This is a genomic window from Streptomyces sp. B8-7 (genome assembly GCF_058833805.1).
In genome coordinates this window covers 98790-116219 of record NZ_JBYRRL010000005.1, presented here as the reverse complement: position 1 = coordinate 116219, position 17430 = coordinate 98790, and the positions used below count along the sequence as shown (strand labels likewise).

Sequence of the window (17430 nt, the reverse complement as noted above, 5' to 3'; positions counted from 1 at the left end):
CCGGGGCGCACAAGGGCGCGCGGGCGCAGATGCGCGCCGGTACGGTCGTCGTATGGACACGTCCTGGTGGCTCGCGCTCGCGGCGGTGGTCCTGCTGGCACTGGTCGCCGCGCTCGTGGACGGGTGGGGGCGGCGTCCGGCGGGACGGCGCAGGCCGCCGGGCAGGCCGGGGCTGCGGGCCGCCCGGCCGCGGCCGGCGGAGATCTGGTGGGCGAGGGTGCCGTTCGAGGACGGGCCGGGCGCGAAGGACCGGCCGTGTCTGGTGCTGTCGGTGCGGGGGCGCAGCGCCACCGTCGCCAAGATCACCAGCAGGTTCCGGGACGAGCGGGCCGGGGTGATCCCGCTGCCGCCGGGTGCGGTGGGCGATGCGCGGGGGCGGGCGAGTTTCCTGGAGACGGACGAGTTGCGCCGGGTGCCGGTGCGGGACTTCCGCCGCCGGGTCGGCGTGGTGGACCCGGTCCTGTGGGACCAGGTCCGTCATCTCACGTCGTAGACGGGGGCCGCCGGACGGCCACCGCTGCGGCGGGCGGGGCGGCCGGGTGCGGTGCCGTGCGCGCGGCCGGCCGGGGTGCCGTGCGCGCGGCCGGGCGGGGCCGCGCGCCGTCGGTGTGCCGGGTCAGGCCCAGAGCTGGCCGTGCAGGGTCTCGATGGCTTCCTCGGTGGTGGCGGCCGTGTAGACGCCGGTCGACAGGTACTTCCAGCCGCCGTCGGCGACGACGAAGACGATGTCGGCGGGCTCCCCGGCCTTGAGGGCCTTCCGGCCGACGCCGATCGCGGCGTGCAGCGAGGCGCCGGTGGAGACGCCGGCGAAGATGCCCTCCTGCTGGAGGAGTTCCCGGGTGCGGGTGACGGCGTCGGCGGAGCCGACGGAGAAGCGGGTGGTGAGCACGGAGGCGTCGTAGAGCTCGGGCACGAAGCCCTCGTCGAGGTTGCGCAGCCCGTAGACCAGGTCGTCGTAGCGGGGTTCGGCGGCGACGACGGCGACGTCCGGCTTGTGCTCGCGCAGGTAGCGGCCGACACCCATGAGGGTGCCGGTGGTGCCCAGGCCCGCCACGAAGTGGGTGATGGAGGGCAGGTCGGCGAGGATCTCCGGGCCGGTGGTGGCGTAGTGCGCGCCGGCGTTGTCGGGGTTGCCGTACTGGTAGAGCATCACCCAGTCCGGGTGCTGGGCGCCGAGTTCCTTGGCGACGCGGACCGCGGTGTTGGAGCCGCCCGCGGCGGGCGACGAGATGATCTCCGCGCCCCACATGGCGAGCAGGTCGCGGCGCTCCCGGGAGGTGTTCTCGGGCATCACGCACACGATCCGGTAGCCCTTGAGCCGGGCCGCCATGGCCAGGGAGATGCCGGTGTTGCCGGAGGTCGGCTCCAGGATGGTGCAGCCCGGGGTGAGCCGGCCGTCCTTCTCGGCCTGCTCGATCATGTACAGGGCGGGGCGGTCCTTGATCGAGCCGGTGGGGTTGCGGTCCTCCAGCTTGGCCCAGATCCGCACGTCCTCGGACGGCGACAGCCGCGGCAGGCGCACCAGGGGGGTGTTGCCCACCGCGGCCAGCGGGGAGTCGTAGCGCATCGCGGGTCAGGACCTCAGGCCATGCCGCCGGCCACGGCCGGCAGGATCGTGACGTTGTCGCCGTCGGCGACCTTGGTGGTGATGCCGTCGAGGAAGCGGACGTCCTCGTCGTTCAGGTAGACGTTGACGAAGCGGCGCAGTTCGCCGCCCTTGGTCTCGTCGATGAGACGGGCCCGGATGCCCGCGTGCCGGGTCTCAAGGTCGGCGAACAGGTCGGCGAGGGTGTCGCCCTTGCCCTCCACCGCCTTCTGACCGTCGGTGTACTGGCGGAGGATGGTGGGGATGCGGACCTCGATGGCCATGGCTGTGGGCTCCTGTCGGGAGTACGTCGGGAGTGTGGCGTCGGCGGGCGCGCGGCAGCGCCGTTCCTGCGGGTGGTGGTGCGGTGAGCGCCGCGGCTCCACGGCCGTGCGGCGGCAGGGCAGCGTCAACAGATGGCGCTGGCGAGCCTGCACAGGTCGACGTGCAGCCGCGCCACGAGCAGCATGCCCGGCGTCTTCTCACTCACGTCGTGGAGAACCATGGGCTCATCGTAACGATTCCCGTCCCGGGACCCGGAGTGTGATTCCACATCCCGGACTGTTTTCGTCCGGCATGCGGGACGGAGGGGTGGTTCAGTAGGCCTCCACGACCGTGACCTCCTCCTCCGTCACCTCGCCCTCGACGATGCGGAAGGAGCGGAACTGGAAGTCGCCGAGCCCGTCGGTGTCCGCGGTGGAGACGAGGACGTAGTGCGCGCCGGGCTCGTTGGCGTAGGAGATGTCCGTCCGGGAGGGGTACGCCTCGGTCGCGGTGTGCGAGTGGTAGATCACCACCGGCTCCTCGTCGCGGTCGTCCATCTCGCGGTAGAGCTTGAGGAGGTCGCCGGAGTCGAACTCGTAGAACGTGGGCGACATGGCCGCGTTCAGCATCGGGATGAAGCGCTCGGGGCGGTCCGTGCCCGCGGGGCCGGCGACGACGCCGCACGCCTCGTCGGGGTGGTCCTTGCGGGCGTGCGCGACGATCCGGTCGACCAGGGCCTGGGTGATGGTCAGCATGCCCGCCAGGATATGCAGCCGCCCGGCGGGGGCCGGGGCGCGGGCCGGGCGGCGGCCCTTCGGGGACTGCCCGGCGCTCCCCACGGGGTACGGGCGGGGCGCGGGCGGGTGCGGGGCGGGTGCGGGCCGGTTCGTATCGAGGAGTGGTACGAAGGTCCCGCATTCCGGACAGTTCCGGGCGGTCCGAACGGTTCCGGGCCCGTCCGGAGGGTTCCGGACGGGCCCGGAGGGTGCGGACGGGTGGTGCGGACAGGCCCGGAGGGGTGCGGACGGAAGGTGCGGACAGGCCCGGAGGGTGCGGGCGGGAGGTGCGGTGCGGCCGCCGGGGGCGCCACGAGTGCCCCCGGCGGCCGCACCGGCGCCGGGCCGTGCCGGGCCGGTGGTCAGCCGACCTTCTCCAGTCGCGGCTCGCGGCCCTCGCCAGCGCGGGTGCCGCGGGCCTTCAGCGTTCTCCAGCCCGCGCCGAGGACCAGCGCCCAGCCGGCCATCACGTAGAGGCTGACCCGGGCGTCGGTGTCGTAGGCGATCAGGCAGGTGACGAAGAGCAGGAACACGATGGCGATCCAGGAGCACACCGCGCCGCCCGGCGCGGGGAAGGAGGAGGCGGGCAGCCGGCCCGCGTCGACCGCGCGGCGGTACCGGACGTGGCTGATCAGGATCATCAGCCAGGTCCAGATGCCGGCGCCGGTGGCGACGGAGGTGACGTAGCCGAAGGCCTTCTCCGGGACGACGTAGTTGAGGATGACGCCGATGCCCATGAACAGCACCGAGACGAGGATGGCCAGGGCCGGTGTCCGGGTCGAGGACAGCCGGGTGAAGACGCGGGGGGCCTCCCCGCTCTCGGCCAGGTTCCGCAGCATGCGGCCGGTGGAGTACATGCCGGAGTTGCAGGAGGACAGGGCCGCGGTGAGCACCACGAAGTTGACGATGCCGGCGCCCGCCGGGATGCCGATGACGGCGAAGGCCCGTACGAACGGGCTGACGCCCTCCGCGAACTCCGTCCACTTCACCACGCACAGGATGACGGTGAGGGCGCCGACGTAGAACAGTGCGATGCGCCAGGGCAGCGTGTTGATCGCCTTGGGGAGGGTCTTCTCCGGGTTCTCCGACTCGCCGGCCGTGACGCCGACCAGTTCGACGGCGAGGTAGGCGAACATGACGCCCTGGAGGGTCATCAGCGAGGAGCCGACGCCCTTGGGGAAGAAGCCGTCGAACGCCCACAGGTTGGAGACGGCCGCGGTGTCGCCGGCGGCGCTGAAGCCGAAGGTGAGCACGCCCAGGCCGATGACGATCATGCCGAGCAGGGCCGTGACCTTGACCATGGAGAACCAGAACTCCAGCTCGCCGAAGAGCTTCACGGAGATCAGGTTGGCCCCGAACAGGACCACCAGGAACACCAGCGCGGTGACCCAGCGCGGGATGTCCGGGAACCAGTAGTTCACGTAGATCGCGGCCGCGGTCAGCTCGGCCATACCGGTGACGACCCACATCAGCCAGTACGTCCAGCCGGTGAAGTAGCCGAAGAACGGGCCGAGGAACTCGCGGGAGTACTCGGCGAACGAGCCCGAGACCGGTCGGTAGAGCAGGAGTTCGCCGAGCGCCCGCATGATGAAGAAGATGATGACGCCGGCCAGGGCGTACATGACGATCAGACTGGGACCGGCCTTGGCGATGTTCGCCCCGGCTCCCAGGAACAGACCGACGCCGATCGCGCCGCCGATCGCGATCATCTGGACCTGGCGGCTGCCGAGCCCTCGCTCGTACCCCTCTTCGGGAGCGTCGGCGACCTTCGCGGAGGTCATGGTGTGAGTGCGCCTTTCTCCATGGCCGACCCGGGCCGGTGGACGGCCTCGGATCGGGTCTCGATCCCCCCGGACTGATGGAGTGGGGCGGGCTGCACGGAGCCTGCCCGTGCCTGGCCGGCGGTGGCCGGCGCGGTGGCGCACCCGGACGGACAGGGGTGGCGTCCGCCGGGCGGTCGTGAAGATCTATCACGGTTGCGACACGGTCCGCCGGGGGCGCCGTGTGGCGCACTTCACGAGAAGAAGGGGGCAAACGGGCCGGAAAAGGGGCGTACGCGACCGGTCCGGTGATGTGATCGTTATCCGGATCTGAGCGTCCGCTGAGCGAACGCGCAGCCGGCCGGCAGGTCCGGACCGGCTGCACGGAGTGCGCCGTCAGAGGCCTCACCGCCGGGAGCCCTGACCGACCGGCCCCGCCGGGCAGGGCTCCGCGCCCTGGAGCGCACAGGGCCACTCAGGGCTTCAGGGCCTCACGGCCTCACGGCCTCACGGCCTCACGGCCTCACGGCCTCACGGCAGCAGAGTGGCGACGAGGGTGTCCTGCAGGCCCCCCAGCCACAGGTACGCCATCACCATGGGCTTGCGGGCGTCGTCGTCCGGGAGCCGGTAGAGCAGGTCGGTGTCGTCCTCGTCGGTGATGTCCAGCCGGGAGCCGATGGCGAGGCGCAGGTCGTTGAGGGCGCTCAGCCACTGGCGGGACTCCTCGGGCGTCAGCTCCAGCACGGCCCCGCCGTCCTCGACCGGGCCGAGCGCGTCCAGGGAGCGGATCACCGCGAGGGCGTTCTCGCGCTTGCCGGCCCGCAGGTCGTTCTCGGTGTAGCGGCGGAACTCCGCGGAGTGGGCCTGCTGCTCCTCGGCCTCCTGCGGGGAGGCGGGCTCGCGCCGCGGGTCGCGGTAGGCGTCGGGGAACAGCCGGCGCAGCACCGGGTCGGCGGGAGGCTCGCTCGGGCCCTCCGCGAAGAGTTCGGCGAGCGGGTCGTCGGGCGTGTCCTCGGCGGGGCCGGGGCCGATGAGCTCCAGGAGCTGCACGGCCAGCGACCGGATGATGGAGATCTCGACCTCGTCGAGGGCGACGGCCGCACCGCCGCCGGAGAGCGGTTCGAAGGTTCCTGGCATGGAAATGGTCGCTACTTCCGGTCCTGCTGGAGGGTGGCCCACAGACCGTAGCCGTGCATGGCCTGCACGTCGCGTTCCATCTCCTCGCGGCTTCCGCTGGAGACGACCGCCCGGCCCTTGTGGTGGACGTCGAGCATGAGCTTGGTGGCCTTGTCCTTCGAGTAGCCGAAGTACGACTGGAAGACGTAGGTCACGTAGCTCATGAGGTTGACCGGGTCGTTGTGGACGATCGTGACCCAGGGGACGTCCGGCTCGGGGACGGCAGAGACCTCCTCCGCCGACTCGGTGCGTTCGATCTCGATGGGAGCGGCTGACGTCACAGGTTCCATGCTGCCATGCCCGCGATAAATCGTCACACTGACGAAATGGGAGTACCATCGGGCGTCATGCCGCGTCCCCCGGGGACGGTTCCCCGGCTCCGGGGCTCCTCCGGGGACGCCCCGGGAGGCCCTGGGAAGGTCCCGGGAAGGCCCCGGGAGGCAGGGCACGAGATGACGAGGAGAGGTTGCGTGGGCGTTGCGGACCTTGGGCTGCCGGTGGAGGTTCCCTCGACGGCGCTCTTCACCGACCAGTACGAACTGACCATGCTCCAGGCCGCCCTGAGGGCGGGCACCGCGGACCGACGCTCGGTGTTCGAGGTGTTCACCCGCCGGCTGCCGCACGGGCGGCGCTACGGGGTCGTGGCGGGCACGGGGCGGGTCCTGGACGCGGTGGAGAACTTCCGCTTCGACCCGGATGTGCTGGGCTTTCTGCGCGAACGGGGGATCGTCGGGGAGGAGACCCTCGAATGGCTCGCCGGTTACCGCTTCTCGGGTGACATCTGGGGCTATCCCGAGGGCGAGGTGTACTTCCCGGGCTCGCCGGTGATGCGGGTGGAGGGCTCGTTCGCCGAGTGCGTGCTGCTGGAGACGGTGATCCTCTCCGTGCTCAACCACGACTCGGCGATCGCGGCGGCCGCCTCCCGGATGTCGTCGGCGGCCGGGGACCGCCCGCTGATCGAGATGGGTGCCCGCCGCACCCACGAGCTGGCGGCGGTGGCCGCGGCCCGCGCCGCCTACCTGGGGGGTTTCACTTCCACCTCCGACCTCGCCGCGGGCTTCCGCTACGGCATCCCGACCGTGGGCACCTCCGCGCACGCGTTCACCCTCCTGCACGACCGGGAGCGGGACGCCTTCCAGGCGCAGGTGGACTCGCTGGGCCGCGGCACGACGCTGCTGGTGGACACGTACGACGTGGCCGAGGCGGTGCGGACCGCGGTCGAGGTCGCCGGGCCCGAGCTGGGCGCGGTCCGCATCGACTCCGGGGACCTGCTGCTGGTCGCGCACCGGGTGCGGCAGCAGCTCGACGAGCTCGGCGCGCGCGACACGAAGATCATCGTGACCTCTGACCTGGACGAGTACGCCATCGCCTCGCTGGCCGCCGCGCCGGTCGACGCCTACGGGGTGGGCACCCAGCTGGTCACCGGCTCCGGGCACCCGACCTGTTCGATGGTGTACAAGCTGGTGGCCCGCGCCGGGTCGGGGGACGCGGGGGCGCCGCTGGTGCCGGTGGCGAAGCGGTCCGGCGGTGGGAAGACGTCCGTCGGCGGGCGCAAGTGGGCCGCGCGCCGCCTCGGCGCCGACGGCGTCGCGGAGGCCGAGGTGGTCGGCACCGGCCCGGTCCCGGCCGAGCTCGCCGGCCGGCAGCTGCTGGCCGAGCTGGTCAGGGGCGGGGAGGTGGTGGCGCGCGAACCCCTGGACGCGGCCCGTGCGCGGCATGTCGCGGCCCGTGCCGGGCTGCCCCTGTCCGCCACCCAGCTGTCCCGCGGGGAGCCCGTGCTGCCCACGGAGTACCTGCGCTGAGCCCCCGCGGGGCGCGCACCGTACGGGGCCCGGCACCCAGGACCTCCGGCGCCCCCGAAGACCCCCTCCCGCACCGGCCCCGCAGTCTCTAGGCTCGTAGACTCCAGCCCTCGTCGAAGGACACCCACCATGCGTCGCGCCTTGATCGTCGTAGATGTGCAGAACGACTTCTGCGAGGGGGGCAGCCTCCCGGTGGCCGGGGGTGCCGATGTGGCGGCCGCCATCACCGAGCTGATCGGGCAGGCACCGGCCGGCTACCGGCACGTCGTGGCCACCCGGGACCACCACATCGCGCCCGGCGGCCACTTCGCCGACAATCCGGACTTCGTCCGCTCCTGGCCCGCGCACTGCGTGGCGGGCACGGAGGGGGTGGGCTTCCATCCGAACTTCGCCCCGGCCGTCGCCTCCGGCGCGATCGACGCCGTCTTCGACAAGGGCGCGTACGTGGCCGCCTACAGCGGCTTCGAGGGGGCCGACGAGAACGGGGTGCCGCTGGCGGAGTGGCTGCGCGCCCGGGACGTCGACGAGGTGGACGTCGTCGGGATCGCCACCGACCACTGCGTACGGGCCACCGCCCTGGACGCGGTCCGCGCGGGCTTCCGTACCCAGGTGCTGCTCGATCTGACCGCGGGCGTCGCCGAGGAGAGCACCGGCCGCGCGCTGGACGAGATGCGTGCGGCCGGTGTGGAGCTGACCGGCAAGCCCGTCGTGTAGGCGTCCCGGGGCGGCGGCTCCGGTGACCGGGCCGGACGGGGACCGCCCGCCGGACGTGTGGCGGGCGGGGCTGCGCCCGGACCGGCCCTGCCGCCGCCGGGCCCGCGGGCCCGGGCCGGGCGCTCCGCCGGAGGTGCCGCGCCATGACGCCGGCCGGCCGCGGCACCGTCGTGGCCGGCCGGGCGGCTCCCCGGGCCCCCGTGAGGGGCACCGCCGCTCCCGGGAGCGGCGGCTGCGGCTGCGGCTGCGGCTGCGGCTGCGGCTGCGGCTGCGGGCTACGGCCTCACGGGCGCCGCGGGCCGTCTGAGCAGGGCGCGGATGGGGTGCCACAGCTCGGTGACGGTGACACCGTTGTCGGGAGCGGTACGCCATATGAGGCCGTCGGGATGGTGCAGCACGGCCGTGACCTCGTCCGGGGTGGGCGGGGCGGCGTTGCCCCGCAGGTAGACCGCCCTGAGCCCCAGGTTCCGCAGCCTGGTCAGGGCGCGGGCCCGGTTCTGGGCGAGGACGAGGACCCGCACGGCGGCGGACCCGTCGGCGGCGGGGCTGGGCAGGTTCAGCGCCACCACCACGCTGCCGTTCGGCAGCTTGCAGAAACCTCCTGCGGCCATGCAGTCACACCCCCGTGTGCACCGGTGTCAATAAGAGAACCACAGCACGCACCTAAACACGATCGGCGGCAACCCGCCAGGGGGTTGCCGCCGATACGCTTCTGACCTGCGGAGATGCTGCTTACCAGGTCGCGGGGGACACCATGATGGTCATCGAGGAGCCGTTCCAGGCCTCCCGGAGAATCCTGATCTTGGTGTTGGTGTCAGTGACCTTGACACCGGCGCGCGGGTTCTCCTCGCTGTAGTAGGTGTGCCGGTGGTCGTTGAAGACCGACACACCGCGGGAGGACGGGACGCGCGTCGCGACGTCCGCCTTGTGCAGCTTCAGCCCGTCCGTGCGGTACAGGCTGAACGGCGAGTCGTAGGACTGGATGCGGTTGCGCATCAGCGTGCCGTCGGACCACTTCAGCTGGGCCGGGTGGGAGTCCACCGGCAGCACCAGGCCGGTGCCCGGGTGCTGGCTGGTGTTGTTGTCCGCCTCGGAGGTGTCCCACTTCCAGATCAACAGGCCGTTCTGGTACGGGTAGTGCTCCACCCACGAAGGCTTCGACGCGAAGCCGAAGTTGTACGGGCCGACCTTCAGGGTCTTGTCGTACGACACGTACTGGCGGTTCTCCGCGATGTAGTACTGGTCGTAGTCCTCCGTGTAGGAGGCGCCCATGCGGGCGAAGCCCTTCTTCGCCCAGCCGGCGTCGTCCGTCTCGGCGTTGTCGGTGAAGACCGTCGCGCCGTCGGCGGTGATGGCGATGCTGTCGGCCGCGAAGCCCTTCAGCGCGACGCCGCCGTCGGTCTGGTAGCGGAAGCGCAGGTCGAACTTCTTGCCCGCGTAGGCGTCCAGGGAGTACGCCAGCTTCTGGTAGCTGTCGACCGTGCCGGACAGGGCGGGCTTGCCGCTGCCGTCCCGCGCGATCGGCTGGCCGTCGGCCGTGCCGTCCAGGGCGGTCCAGGTGGCGCCGCCGTCGGTGGACACCTCGGTGTAGAGGTAGTCGTAGTCCTTCTCGATCTGGTACCAGCCGTCGAGGGTCAGGGACGCCGACGCCTTGCCGGTCAGGTCGACCGAGCGGGTCAGGGTGTTGCTCAGGTCGTCACCGCTGCCGCTCCACCACTGCTTGCTGCCCTCGGCGGGCGGCACGATCTCGGTGGTGACGGTCTTCTTCGGCAGCTGCACCACCACGGCCTGCGCGTGGCGGTTGTTGTACTCCGCGACGCCCAGCTTGTGGAAGGAGTACTTGCCGGCCTTGGCGGTCTCGTAGTCCAGCCAGCCGAGCTGCAGCTTGTCCCAGGCGTTCATGTCGCCGGGCATGTCGCCGATGGTGTCCTTGCCCATGCCCAGCCAGGAGCCGGAGGACATCAGCGTCCAGAACCCGGTGGAGTTCTCGCCGCCCTGGGTGTCGTAGTGGTCCGGCAGACCGAGGTCGTGGCCGTACTCGTGGGCGAAGACGCCGAGTCCGCCGTTCTCGGGCTGGATGGTGTAGTCGCCGATCCAGATGCCGGTGTCGCCGACCGGGGTGCCGCCGAGCTTGTTGCCGTCGGGGCCGGTGGCTCCGGCGTCGGTGCCGAACGCGTACCAGCGGTGCGCCCAGATGGCGTCGTCGCCCTGCGCGCCGCCGCCCGCGGACTCGTCCTCACCGGCGTGCACGATCTGGAAGTGGTCGATGTAACCGTCGGGCTCGTTGAAGTTGCCGTCGCCGTCGTGGTCGTAGCGGTCCCACTGGTCGTACTGGGCGATCTTCGCCTTGATCTGGGCGTCGGTCTGGCCGGCCGCCTTCTGCCCGGCGACCCAGGCGTTGATGCCGTCCTGCACGGCGAACCAGGCGCAGTTGTCCGGGTCGCACGCGTTGGAGCCGTAGCGGGCCTCGTTGTACGGGACCTTGACCCAGTCCTGCACCTCGCCCTCGACCGAGTAGCGGCCCGAGGACTGCTTCTCGTAGTACTTCTTCATCGAGGCGGTGCCGTTGCCGAAGTACAGGTCCTGGAAGTGCTCACGGTTGTAGTCGGCCTGCCAGGCGGTGCTGTTGTCCTCCTTGCGGTCCGGCTCGGCTATCTCGTTGTGCAGCGGACCGGGCGTGCCGCCGTAGCGGGGGTCGGTCTTGTCGCCGAACTCGACGAGGATGGTGAAGATCTTGTCGGTCTTCTCCCGGCCGAGCTCGACGTACTTGCTGCCGCCGCGCCGCGAGTGCAGCTGGACGACCTGGGAGGCGCCGCGCTTCTGCACCTTCGCCTCGCCGGATATGACCTGCTTCAGCGCTTCTTCCCGCTGAGCGGCCTGGGTCTTGCTGAACGGGCCCTCGAGGTCGTGCTCCTGTTCGAGGACCTTGGGGGCCGCCGGGTCACGGCGGTCCGCGGCCGGCGCCTTGGCGCCGCCCGTGTCGGCCTGGGCCACGGCGGACGTCGAGAACGTCGCAGTGGCCGCGGCGAGCGCGACGGCGGTCGCCGCTGCTCTGAACGTCCAGGGTCTACTGGTCACTTGATTTCCTCCCCCACGCCCGAGCGCGCGGAACGAAGGGCCTGGTCTCATTGGGGCACCCGCGCGCACGTGATCAACGCGTGTTGTCAAGTGACGACATTTGACTAGAGGTTGAGCAGAAAAAACAGACCTTGACTTGAGCAGGACAAGTGCACTATGCGGAGTTCCCGTCTCGCTCAGCGAACGTTCCGGCCTGCGCCGTCCGTTCTTCAACAGGCGCGTGCACAGGTCCACTTGCTGGACACCATGACTCGGTGCGCCCCCCGTGCACCGGCACTGTTGGTCAGGTCACGCTTACCGTCGGTTCCGCTCGGGCACACACGCGATTAGAGTCGGCTGGCGGAACGCCCGGAAGTCGGCGGAAAGCCAGGCCGACACCCTAGTCTCACCCCACTTCCGAGGACACGATTGCCATGCCTCGTCCGAAAGCCGCCCAGTTCGTCTACGGTTCGTGCACCGTGATCCTGTCCACGCTCGCCATGCTGCTGCTCTCCGGGACCGGTTCACCCGTGGGGATCGCCTTCATCGCGGTCACCGGGCTCGCCCTGGGGCTGCTGGTCGCCCTGACCGTCCCGGCCCGCAGGACCGCGCGGCCCGCGCAGCGGACGGGCCGGGCCGAACAGGCACGGCCCGCAACGCGGACACGGCAGGCACAGCAGGTCGCCGCGGTGCCGCACTCCCCCGCGCCGCAGAAGCCGGTGCACGCCGCCTCGGGCGCCGTGTCCGACACCTGACCGGGGCCCGCGGACAGGGTGGAGGGCGGACCCCGGCCGGGGTCCGCCCTCCACCCTGTCCGCCGGTGGACGCCGGTGGACGCCGGTGGACGCCGGTGGACGCCGGTGGACCCCGGTGGACGCCGCGGTCAGCGGGTGCCGGTGCTCACCACCACCGTCTTGGCCGCCTTGTCGTGCAGGCCCTGCTTGTACGGCTTGTCGAAGAAGCTCCAGCCGCCGCAGATCACGGTCCACAGGCAGGCGCAGCAGAACGCGAAGGGCACCCACAGCACCGCCGCGCGGATCAGCGAGGTCTGCACCGAGGGTGTCGCGCCGTTGTCGAGGTTGGCCACCCGCAGGCCGAGCCACCTCTTGCCGAGCGTCTGGCCCGTGCGGCTCATCGTGAAGGTGTCGTACGCGATGTAGAGGACCGCGGCCACCACGGACTGCGCGAAGGACCTGCCGACGTTGACGTCACTGCCGTTCACGTTGTAGTTGTCCACGCCGAAGCCCCAGGTGAGCAGCCAGACCACGATGCCCACCAGGATCAGGTCGATGATCCGTGCGAGGGTGCGTCTGCCGCTGTCCGCGAGCGGGGGCATGCCGGCCAGCGGGTCGGCCGGGTAGCCGCCGCCGCCCTGGGCGTCACCGCCGTAGGGGCCGCCACCGTAGGGCGGAGGCTGGCCGCCGCCATAGGGGGGCGGCTGGCCTCCGGGCGGCGGCGAGCCGCCCTCGGGCGGCCGGTCGCCCCCCGAGGGTGTGTCGTACGGCGAACCCGACCCCGGTCCGGGTGGCGGCTGCTTCCTGAACGGGTCGTCATCCGGCGGCTGGCCGCCGGAGCCGGCGGGCGGTTCGGTGCTCATGGCCCGAGTGGATCGCGGCGGCCCGGGCCGCGCATCCGGCGCGCCGCCGTCCGGAGTACCGGATCCTCTCCCTCCCCGTGCGCTTCCGCGTCCGCGGGGCGGCGGACACGGAAGGCCTCACCCCGCCACGAACGTACGGGCCGCCTTGTCGTGCCAGCACTGGCGCCACGGGCGGTCGAACACGCACCACAGCACGCCGATGACGCCGAAGCAGAGCAGCCCGGGAATGCTGTAGACGAGCCAGCGGCGCAGGGCCGCGCCGAACCCGGGCGGCTCGTGCGCCTCGATGTCGCGGACCTCCAGGCCGAGCACCCGCTTGCCGAGCGTACGGCCCCACCTGGCGGTCGGCAGGGCCTCGTAGAGGACGCCGGTCAGCAGCAGGACGGCCACCACCACGCCGAGGCCGAGCGACGTCGTGCCGTCCAGCAGCCAGACCGTGACGGTCTCGCCGGACTGCTTGGCCGCGTCGATCTTGCCCTGGATGTGGTCCAGGGCCTGCGCGCCCAGCGGGACGGCCGCCACGGCGGTGACACCCGCCACGACGACGGTGTCGATCAGCCGGGCGGCCAGACGCCGGCCCAGTCCCGCGGGGCGCGCCGCGGCCTGCCGACGGGCCGCCGCCTGGAACGGGTCGTCCACGGGTGGCTTCCACGGGGCGACGGGCTGTTCGTCACCGGCGCCGCCCGCAAGGCGGTGCACCTGCTGGGCCCAGGAGGGCTGCCCGCCTCCGGCGCCGGCGGTGACGGGCGCACCGGCGGCCTGCTGCCGCTGGGCGGCGGCCGACTGCGCCGGCACGCCCGCGGCGGGCTGCCGGGGCGACGGGGCGGCCCCGGGGTCGGCGGACGCGGGGGCGGCCTGGGCGGACGCGGCCCGTTCGGCGGCGGCCTTCCCGGCGCCGAAGCCGGGCCCGGCAGGCACCGCCGGCGTGGCGCGGAAGGTCATGGTGCCCTCGTCCGCGGCGGCACCCGCGGCCTCGCCCTGGAGTCCGGCCTGGCCGTGCACGGCCGTCGTGGGCGCCGCGGCCCGGCCGGCCGGGGACGGGGCGCTCGCCGGACCCGTCGCCGCGGACCCGCCCGCGAAGCGGGGGCCGCCGTCCACGCCCGTCGGCGCGGAGCCCCCCGAACCGGTGACGCCCGGACCGCCGGCCCCGTCACCCGGTGCACCCGGTGACGCCGTCGCCGCGGCCGTGCCGTCACCCGGGACGGGGCGGCCGGACACGAACGTGCCGTCGGGCTGGGCGGGCGGGGCGTGCGCGGGCACCCGGGGGTCGGCCGGCGGGGCGCCCCAGGAGACGCGGCGGTCCTGGTCGCTGCCGAAGCCGGACTGGTGGGCGCGGTCGGCGCCCCACGCGGACGCGGGCCGGGGTCCGCCGCCGTAGGGCGCGCCGGGCTCCGGGTCCTCGTCGAAGAAGTGCGGCCCGGTCTCCTCCACCGCGTCCGGAAGCGCGCCCGGAACGGAACCCGGAACCGGACCCCGCACGCCACCCGGCTGCCCGCCGTCCGCCGCCGCCGGCGTGTGCGGGGGCTGCCGGGGCGGCTGCGCCACGGCGGGGGGCGGGGTGAGCAACTCGCCGCCGGACGGGGCGGGGCGGCTGGTGCCCGGCACCCAGGCGGACCCGTTCCAGTACCGGACGTAGCCGGGGATGGACGGGTCCGGGTAGTAGCCCTCACGGGGTCTGTCGTCGCCGGGGGCCGGGGAGGGGGCACTCATGTCCGTCGTCCCGTATCTGCTCGGGGGTCGTATGGGGGCCTCCACATCTACCAGACCGGCGCATCCGCCAGGGCCCGTCCGGCAGTACCCGCCCCGATCCGGGCAACCGCATGCACCCCCTCGCGCCGGCCCGGACAAAGATTTCCCGGAACCCGCGTAATGCTCCGGGCCCACCCCGCTCCCCACTCGTACGGGCCCGCGCCAGGGCCCGCGACCGACCCGTACGACAGACCCGTACGCACCCGTACGAGAGAGGAACGGCCATGCACCACACCGTCGTGGAACGCGAACTGGAGCTGAAGCTCGTCCTGTCGCCCGAACGCAGCATCCCGGTCCCGGCCCGGCTCGGCTACCGCACCGACGACCCCTTCGCCGTGCACGTCACCTTCCACATCAACTCCGAGCACCCGGTGAACTGGACCTTCGCCCGCGAACTGCTCGTGGAGGGGGTGTTCCGGCCGTGCGGGCACGGCGACGTGCGGGTATGGCCGACCAAGGTGGAGGGGCGCAGTGTGGTGCTGATGGCACTGAGCTCACCCGACGGGGACGCCCTGCTGGAGGCGCCCGCCGCACAGGTGTCGGCCTGGCTGGAGCGCACCCTGCGGGTGGTCCCGCCGGGCTCCGAGGGCGGGCAGCTCGGCATCGACGACGGCCTCGCCGAGCTGCTCGCCCCGCTCCCGGCCGACGACCCGTGGCTGCGCGACCCGTGGCCCTCGGACGAGTCTCCGGACGGGGAGTGAGCCCGTGCGCCGCGGCGCCGCGCCGCGCCGTGCCGGGCGGTGGCGGGAGAACCGGTGGCGGGAGGACCAGTGGTGGGAGGACCGGTGGCGGGAGGACCGGTGGTGGGAGAACCGGTGGTGGAAGGACCAGTGGCGGGAGGCCGGTGCCGGACGGGTGGTGCCGGGACGGATGGTGCGTGAGGTGCGGGAGGGGAGGGTGCTCCGGGCCCGGGTGGGTCAGAACAGCTTGCCGGGGTTGAGGATGCCGAGCGGGTCGAAGGCGTCCTTGATCCGGCGCTGCATCTCCGTGCCCACGGGGCCGATCTCGCGGGCCAGCCACTCCTTCTTCAGCACGCCCACGCCGTGCTCGCCGGTGATGGTGCCGCCGAGCTCCAGGCCGAGCGCCATGATCTCGTCGAAGGACTCGCGGGCGCGCCGGGACTCGTCGGGGTCCTGCGCGTCGAAGCAGACGGTGGGGTGGGTGTTGCCGTCGCCCGCGTGCGCGCAGACGCCGATGGTCAGGGCGTACTTGTCGGCGATGCGCTGGACGCCCTCCAGCAGGTCGCCCAGCCGGGAACGCGGCACGCACACGTCGTCGATCATCGTGGTGCCCTTGACCGCTTCCAGCGCGGTCAGCGACAGCCGGCGGGCCTGGAGCAGCAGGTCGGACTCGGCGGTGTCGTCGGCGGGCACGACCTGGGTGGCGCCGGCCGCCTCACACAGTTCGCCGACGGCGGCGAGGTCGGCGGCCGGGTCGGGCGTGTCGAAGGCGGCGAGCAGCAGCGCCTCGGTGGCGTCGGGCAGCCCCATGCGGGCGAGGTCGTTGACGGCCTTGACGGTCGTACGGTCCATCAGTTCGAGGAGGGACGGGACGTGTCCGCCGGCCATGATCCGGCACACGGCGTCGCAGGCGGCGGCCGCGGAGGCGAACTCGGCGGCCAGCACGAGCTGTCGCGGCGGCTGTGGCCGGAGTGCGAGGGTGGCCCGCACGATGACGCCCAGGGAGCCCTCGGAGCCGACGAACAGGCGGGTCAGGTCGTATCCTGCGACGCCCTTCGCGGTGCGCCGGCCGGTGGACATCAGCCGCCCGTCGGCCAGGACGACGTCCAGGCCGAGCACGTACTCGGCGGTGACCCCGTACTTCACGCAGCACAGGCCGCCCGAGGCGGTGCCGATGTTGCCGCCGATGGTGCAGGTCTCCCAGCTGGAGGGGTCCGGCGGGTAGGCGAGGCCGTGCTCGGCGACGGCGCGGGAGAGAGCGGCGTTGACGACACCCGGCTCTACGACGGCCACCCGGTCGACGGGGTTGATCTCCAGGATGCGGTCCATCCGGACCAGGGACAGCACGATGCAGCCGTCGGAGGCGTTCGCGCCGCCCGACAGGCCGGTCCGGGCGCCCTGCGGGACGACCGGTACGCACAGCTCGGTGGCGGTGCGCAGGACGTGCTGGACCTCCTCCACCGTGCGGGGCAGGACCACCACGGCGGGGGCGCCGGCCGGGCAGAAGCTCGCCATGTCGTTGGCGTAGGAGGCGGTGACGTCGGGGTCGGTCAGGACGGCCTCGGCGGGGAGGCCCGTGAGCAGCCGGGCGGTGAGGTCGCCGCGCGCCCCGTCGGGTGCGGCTTCGGTAGGGCTCATGATCACAGCGTGACACTCGGGGCCATCGGTGTGAACCCCGCGGGCCGCCCCCTTGGGCCGGGCGGATGTGGTCGTCGTACTGACGCACAGTGAGCGCCATGGAGAGCGAGGAGAGCCGGGGACACGGGGAGAACCGGGGACACGGGGAGAGCACGCACGGCAGGGCGAGCACGGCGGAGGCCCGGAACACGGAACAAGCCCGGCACACGCCGCGCAATCCGCCCACGCCGCGCAATCCGCACACGGAACACGTGGGGCACGTGGGGCACGTGGAACACGTGGGGCACGTGCAACACGTGGGCGACACGGGGTGTACGGAACACACGGAGTGCACGGGACGCACGGGATGCAGGGAGCACGTACCGGGCACCGTGGGCGCTGTGGGCGCTGTGGGCGCTGTGGGCGCGGAGGGCGCGGAGAGCGCGGAGAGCGCGGAGAGCGCGGAGAGCGCGGAGAGCGCGGAGAGCGCGGAGAGCGCGGAGAGCGCGGAGAGCGCGGAGAGCGCGGAGAGCGCGGAGAGCGCGGAGAGCGCGGAGAGCGCGGAGAGCGCGGAGAGCGCGGGGGGCGCGGAGGGCGCGGGGGGCCTCGCGTCCTCGCAGGGGACCGGCGGTGCGGGAGGCGGCCGGGCGAGG

At 72.8% G+C, this 17430-nt stretch carries 17 protein-coding genes; 5 read left to right on the top strand and 12 right to left on the bottom strand.

Annotated elements, in window-relative coordinates:
• Nucleotides 1-52 precede the first annotated feature (52 nt).
• Entirely contained in the window at nt 53-493 is a 441-nt protein-coding gene (locus tag AC5K6T_RS24770) for a type II toxin-antitoxin system PemK/MazF family toxin (protein ID WP_493212363.1), read from the top strand.
• Between the two features lie 123 nt (nt 494-616).
• Here AC5K6T_RS24770 and AC5K6T_RS24765 read toward each other — a convergent pair whose 3' ends face one another.
• The 7 genes from AC5K6T_RS24765 to clpS all read right to left on the bottom strand — a co-directional run bounded on the left by AC5K6T_RS24765 (nt 617) and on the right by clpS (nt 5851).
• Nucleotides 617-1567 (bottom strand): PLP-dependent cysteine synthase family protein, encoded by a 951-nt coding sequence (locus tag AC5K6T_RS24765; RefSeq protein ID WP_493212361.1) that lies wholly within the window; start codon nt 1565-1567, stop codon nt 617-619.
• Nucleotides 1568-1581: 14 nt separating this feature from the next.
• Entirely contained in the window at nt 1582-1869 is a 288-nt protein-coding gene (locus tag AC5K6T_RS24760) for a MoaD/ThiS family protein (protein ID WP_493212360.1), read from the bottom strand.
• A 125-nt stretch (nt 1870-1994) separates the two neighbouring features.
• Nucleotides 1995-2090: a putative leader peptide gene (locus AC5K6T_RS24755; RefSeq protein WP_312025360.1), complete on the bottom strand. Its 96-nt coding sequence runs from the start codon at nt 2088-2090 to the stop codon at nt 1995-1997.
• 91 nt (nt 2091-2181) lie between these two features.
• Nucleotides 2182-2604: a M67 family metallopeptidase gene (locus AC5K6T_RS24750; RefSeq protein WP_493212358.1), complete on the bottom strand. Its 423-nt coding sequence runs from the start codon at nt 2602-2604 to the stop codon at nt 2182-2184.
• Nucleotides 2605-2987: 383 nt separating this feature from the next.
• Nucleotides 2988-4406, bottom strand: coding sequence for an amino acid permease (locus tag AC5K6T_RS24745; protein WP_493212356.1), 1419 nt, complete (start codon nt 4404-4406; stop codon nt 2988-2990).
• A gap of 510 nt (nt 4407-4916) precedes the next feature.
• A complete protein-coding gene (locus tag AC5K6T_RS24740; protein ID WP_493212354.1) occupies nt 4917-5522 on the bottom strand; it encodes a DUF2017 domain-containing protein in 606 nt (201 codons plus the stop codon).
• Nucleotides 5523-5533: 11 nt separating this feature from the next.
• A complete protein-coding gene (gene clpS / locus AC5K6T_RS24735; RefSeq protein ID WP_493212351.1) occupies nt 5534-5851 on the bottom strand; it encodes an ATP-dependent Clp protease adapter ClpS in 318 nt (105 codons plus the stop codon).
• 180 nt (nt 5852-6031) lie between these two features.
• On the opposite strand from clpS, the gene AC5K6T_RS24730 reads away from it, so the two are divergent.
• Nucleotides 6032-7363 (top strand): nicotinate phosphoribosyltransferase, encoded by a 1332-nt coding sequence (locus tag AC5K6T_RS24730; RefSeq protein ID WP_493212349.1) that lies wholly within the window; start codon nt 6032-6034, stop codon nt 7361-7363.
• A gap of 129 nt (nt 7364-7492) precedes the next feature.
• Nucleotides 7493-8077 carry a nicotinamidase gene (locus AC5K6T_RS24725; protein ID WP_493212347.1) on the top strand — a complete coding sequence of 195 codons (585 nt, stop codon included), beginning with the start codon at nt 7493-7495 and terminating at the stop codon, nt 8075-8077.
• Nucleotides 8078-8352: 275 nt separating this feature from the next.
• Here the strand turns inward: AC5K6T_RS24725 and AC5K6T_RS24720 are convergent, their stop codons facing one another.
• Together AC5K6T_RS24720 and AC5K6T_RS24715 are read right to left on the bottom strand one after the other, a co-directional pair.
• Nucleotides 8353-8688 carry a hypothetical protein gene (locus AC5K6T_RS24720; protein WP_493212345.1) on the bottom strand — a complete coding sequence of 112 codons (336 nt, stop codon included), beginning with the start codon at nt 8686-8688 and terminating at the stop codon, nt 8353-8355.
• Nucleotides 8689-8809: 121 nt separating this feature from the next.
• Nucleotides 8810-11155 carry an immune inhibitor A domain-containing protein gene (locus AC5K6T_RS24715; RefSeq protein WP_493212344.1) on the bottom strand — a complete coding sequence of 782 codons (2346 nt, stop codon included), beginning with the start codon at nt 11153-11155 and terminating at the stop codon, nt 8810-8812.
• A 413-nt stretch (nt 11156-11568) separates the two neighbouring features.
• Here AC5K6T_RS24715 and AC5K6T_RS24710 point away from each other — a divergent pair, with 413 nt between their 5' ends.
• On the top strand, nt 11569-11889 hold the full coding sequence (locus tag AC5K6T_RS24710) for a hypothetical protein (protein ID WP_493212342.1): 321 nt from the start codon (nt 11569-11571) through the stop codon (nt 11887-11889).
• Nucleotides 11890-12017: 128 nt separating this feature from the next.
• Here AC5K6T_RS24710 and AC5K6T_RS24705 read toward each other — a convergent pair whose 3' ends face one another.
• Both AC5K6T_RS24705 and AC5K6T_RS24700 read right to left on the bottom strand, forming a co-directional pair.
• Nucleotides 12018-12731, bottom strand: coding sequence for an RDD family protein (locus tag AC5K6T_RS24705; RefSeq protein ID WP_493212341.1), 714 nt, complete (start codon nt 12729-12731; stop codon nt 12018-12020).
• Between the two features lie 117 nt (nt 12732-12848).
• On the bottom strand, nt 12849-14441 hold the full coding sequence (locus AC5K6T_RS24700) for an RDD family protein (RefSeq protein WP_493212339.1): 1593 nt from the start codon (nt 14439-14441) through the stop codon (nt 12849-12851).
• A gap of 263 nt (nt 14442-14704) precedes the next feature.
• Between AC5K6T_RS24700 and AC5K6T_RS24695 the strand changes: the two genes are divergently transcribed.
• A complete protein-coding gene (locus AC5K6T_RS24695; RefSeq protein ID WP_493212338.1) occupies nt 14705-15181 on the top strand; it encodes an SsgA family sporulation/cell division regulator in 477 nt (158 codons plus the stop codon).
• Nucleotides 15182-15397: 216 nt separating this feature from the next.
• On the opposite strand, the gene AC5K6T_RS24690 is transcribed toward AC5K6T_RS24695, so the two are convergent.
• Nucleotides 15398-16804 carry an FAD-binding oxidoreductase gene (locus AC5K6T_RS24690; protein WP_493212336.1) on the bottom strand — a complete coding sequence of 469 codons (1407 nt, stop codon included), beginning with the start codon at nt 16802-16804 and terminating at the stop codon, nt 15398-15400.
• Nucleotides 16805-17430: the final 626 nt, after the last annotated feature.